The sequence below is a fragment of the Streptomyces amritsarensis genome, from assembly GCF_001953875.1.
GTDB classification, from domain to species: Bacteria; Actinomycetota; Actinomycetes; order Streptomycetales; family Streptomycetaceae; genus Streptomyces; species Streptomyces amritsarensis.
The window spans coordinates 1-2,925 of record NZ_MQUR01000189.1 but is presented as its reverse complement, the minus strand read 5'-3'; the positions used below and the strand labels follow the sequence as shown (position 1 = coordinate 2,925).

General features: G+C 65.4%; 3 protein-coding genes and 1 pseudogene. 3 read left to right on the top strand and 1 reads right to left on the bottom strand.

Translation table 11 applies throughout. The features are described 5' to 3' along the window. The first annotated feature begins 172 nt into the window (after positions 1 to 172). The 3 genes and pseudogenes from AVW11_RS35330 (at position 173) to AVW11_RS35320 (ending at position 2,491) form a co-directional block, all read left to right on the top strand. Positions 173 to 481, top strand: coding sequence for a hypothetical protein (locus AVW11_RS35330; protein ID WP_076047067.1), 309 nt, complete (start codon positions 173 to 175; stop codon positions 479 to 481). 635 nt (positions 482 to 1,116) lie between these two features. Beyond that, positions 1,117 to 1,338, top strand: a pseudogene (locus AVW11_RS38860) (hypothetical protein); the annotation flags it as partial. A gap of 613 nt (positions 1,339 to 1,951) precedes the next feature. After that, on the top strand, positions 1,952 to 2,491 hold the full coding sequence (locus AVW11_RS35320; protein WP_030851733.1) for an RICIN domain-containing protein: 540 nt from the start codon (positions 1,952 to 1,954) through the stop codon (positions 2,489 to 2,491). Here the strand turns inward: AVW11_RS35320 and AVW11_RS35315 are convergent. Then, positions 2,488 to 2,925, bottom strand: a 438-nt coding sequence (locus tag AVW11_RS35315; protein ID WP_206281955.1) for a transposase, incomplete at its 5' end; no start/stop codon positions are given. The two genes, AVW11_RS35320 and AVW11_RS35315, sit on opposite strands and share 4 nt — an antisense overlap.

Genomic DNA, 2,925 nt, shown 5'->3' with positions numbered 1-2,925 from the left:
GGGGAGCGGCGGCCCGCCGCCACGGTGCCCACCGCCCGCCAGTCCACCGACGGCCGGACCATCTCCAGGAGCACGACGTCCTCGGCTGAGTGCAGGGGGAACGTGATCACCCCGCCCTGCCGCTTGTAGTCGCCACCGAGCCGACCGGGGCCGGCCAACCCAGGCGCACCACATGGTCGAAGTCGGTACGGCGGACGCCGAGGCGCACCGCGGCCTGGTCCGGGCCGAGGGGCACGTGCCGGTCGAGGAGGGCGGGCAGGTCCCGGCGGCGGCCGAGGGCAGCCACCTGGTCCGGATGGACGTCGGGGAACTTCGGGGCCCCGCCAAGGTCGGGAGCGGCATGCCCAAGGCGTCCGTCAACCGGTCCGCCGCCACCCCGGCACCCATCGGGCCCCCTGCTCCGCGTCTGCGGCCTCCACCACCACCCGCGACCACCGTCCCGGCCCGGCGTCCGCCGACTGGACGAGGCTCGAACCGGTAGCCCACCGCCAGGCAGCCACCGAAACCCGCAGCCTGCCCCTCGTCGTAGCTCTCACGTGCCGAACGCGCCATGAATAGCACTCCGATCGCACAACAGACGGCCCGACGGTCGGGCCGCGTGTTAATAGCCGCAATCGGGGGCGAGTCGCGAACACGCCGCACAAGCCGCCGACGCGTATGCGAGGGCCGGATTCACTCCTGCGGGGGATACGGAGCGTTGCCGACCGAGGGTGGTCCGCCGCAATGATCGCCGTACTGCATCCGTTTGATTACCGCTGTGTTCATCTCGGATGCGAAGCTTCGACCGAAGCCGGACGGAGACTGTGTTCTCACCTGGGATCTAGGGCGCGCATTGCCCGATGTCGCCACCAACGCGCCCGCGTAGGCTGGAAGAGGAAGGTCGGTGCTGGCCGAGGGCTGGGGTAAACAGATGCGAACCCTGAACTTGAACGCCTTGGGCGGGTCCGCGATGAAGCGTGGCAGCGTCAGCAAAATTCTTGGCCCGCCAAGAAGAACGCCCAGAGCGTACGCGATGACACACGCGAAGAAATGAATCGATCCCGCGATGAGAAACAGCGTGCCTTCGAGGAAAAGCAGCAGCTCTTTTAGCGATATAAAACCACGCGATCATACAACTTCCCGAACACCGCCACAGCCGCCTGTCTGGCCACCGCCGTCCTAATCGAGCTCCACGACGAGTGGATCGCCTTCCCCCGGCGCTATCTCTCCAACAAGAGCATGGACAGCCTCTATCCGGACAACACCGCCTGCCTGCCCGGCACGTCCGAATTATCAGCTACACCACACCAGGGACATGACCTACTGCCTGCGGCGTGTCGAAGGTGCGGCCTCGTCTGATCATGTGCTCCAACCAATCCCCCCGTCCCTGGCTGGCCGCACTCGATCGTCTGCGCGCTGCAGCCCGGCCGCAGCTCGTGAACGGCCCGCGAACCCACCCACCATCCGCTACCAGGAGCTGTACCCCACCTGGAACTTCGATTTCGATGACCACGACGCAATGACTCGCCGACTGCCCCGCTTGGCAGCGCTCTAACTGGAGTGAACGGAACCTCGCGCTCGCAAGACGAGGTCGACGGCAGAGAGCGAGACCTCAGAGCATCACGGTCTGTCACTCATCAGGCCGTGAACACGCCGCGGCTGGCGAATACGCGACACCTATGCGTGCTTGCCAGTCTCGCGGCCGATCATCCTCGCTGGTTCCGGTCATTCTCCGCGGGCCGGCAGGACAGGTCGCGCGGCAAGGAGTGTGTTCCGGTTCGTGGGGCAAGGCACGCACGTCATGCCTGCACGTCGTGAGTTCTTCTTCCGTTTGGTCTGTCAGTAGGGGGCGGATAGCCGCCCGCTTGCGCTTTTGCGGTGGCCGGTACTCGGCTCGCGTATGATCGCCGCGCTCTAGCCTGTCGTAACGAGCCGAATTCACGGCTCGCCCAACCCCACGAGGAGAGATCTCATGCCCTCCATACACTCGTTAGCACTTCGCGGCGGGCTCGTCATCGGCGCGGTGCTGTCCACGGCCACACTGGTGGCCGCACCGGCACAGGCCGATTCCGGGAATCCGACCACCACCGCGGCCCTGGCGTTGCCCAGCCGATGGATGAACATCGGTACCGGCAAGTGCCTTGATGTACGGGCGGCATCGATCTCGGACGCGGCGATTGTCCAGCAGTTCTCCTGCAAGGACGAGCAGAACCAGAAGTTTTGGATGGAACCCCTCATCGGTGAAGCGCACACCTTCATCACCCCCCAGCACGCGCCCCGCATGTGCCTGCAGCCGACGAGCGACGGCGCCGGCGCCACGGTCGTGCAGAGGTCCTGCAACTACACCGACGGCCAGAAGTGGGAGAAGATCTGGCAGAACGGTGGCGCCTTGATCAAGAACAAGGCCACGCAACTCTGCCTCGCGGACGCCGGAATGCCCAACGGCAGCCGCCGCGAAGTCCGCCAACTCCCTTGCACGGGCGAGGCGACGCAACTCTGGACCACCCGCTAGTCTTCTGAGTCGGGCATTCTGTTCAGATATGAGGCGAGGCGTTCGAGGATCTCGTCCGCGGTCTTGGTCCAGATATAGGGCTTGGGGTCGGTGTTCCATGCTGCGATCCAGGCCCGGATGTCTTGTTCCAGGGCCTGGACGCTCTTGTGGACGCCTCGCCGTATCTGCTTGTTTGTCAGCTCGGCGAACCGGCGTTCCACCAGGTTGGGCCAGGACGATCCGGTCGGCGTGAAGTGCAGGTGGAACCGGGGGTGGGCCAGCAGCCAAGTCTTGATCGCCGGGGTCTTGTGGGTGGCGTACTTGTCCAGCACCAGGTGGACCTCGAGACCTGTCGGTACTTCCTTGTCGAGTTTGATGAGGAACTTCTTGAACTCCTCAGCCCGGTGGCGTCGGTGGAGTGAGCCGATCACCTTGCCGGTGGCGACCTCGAGGGC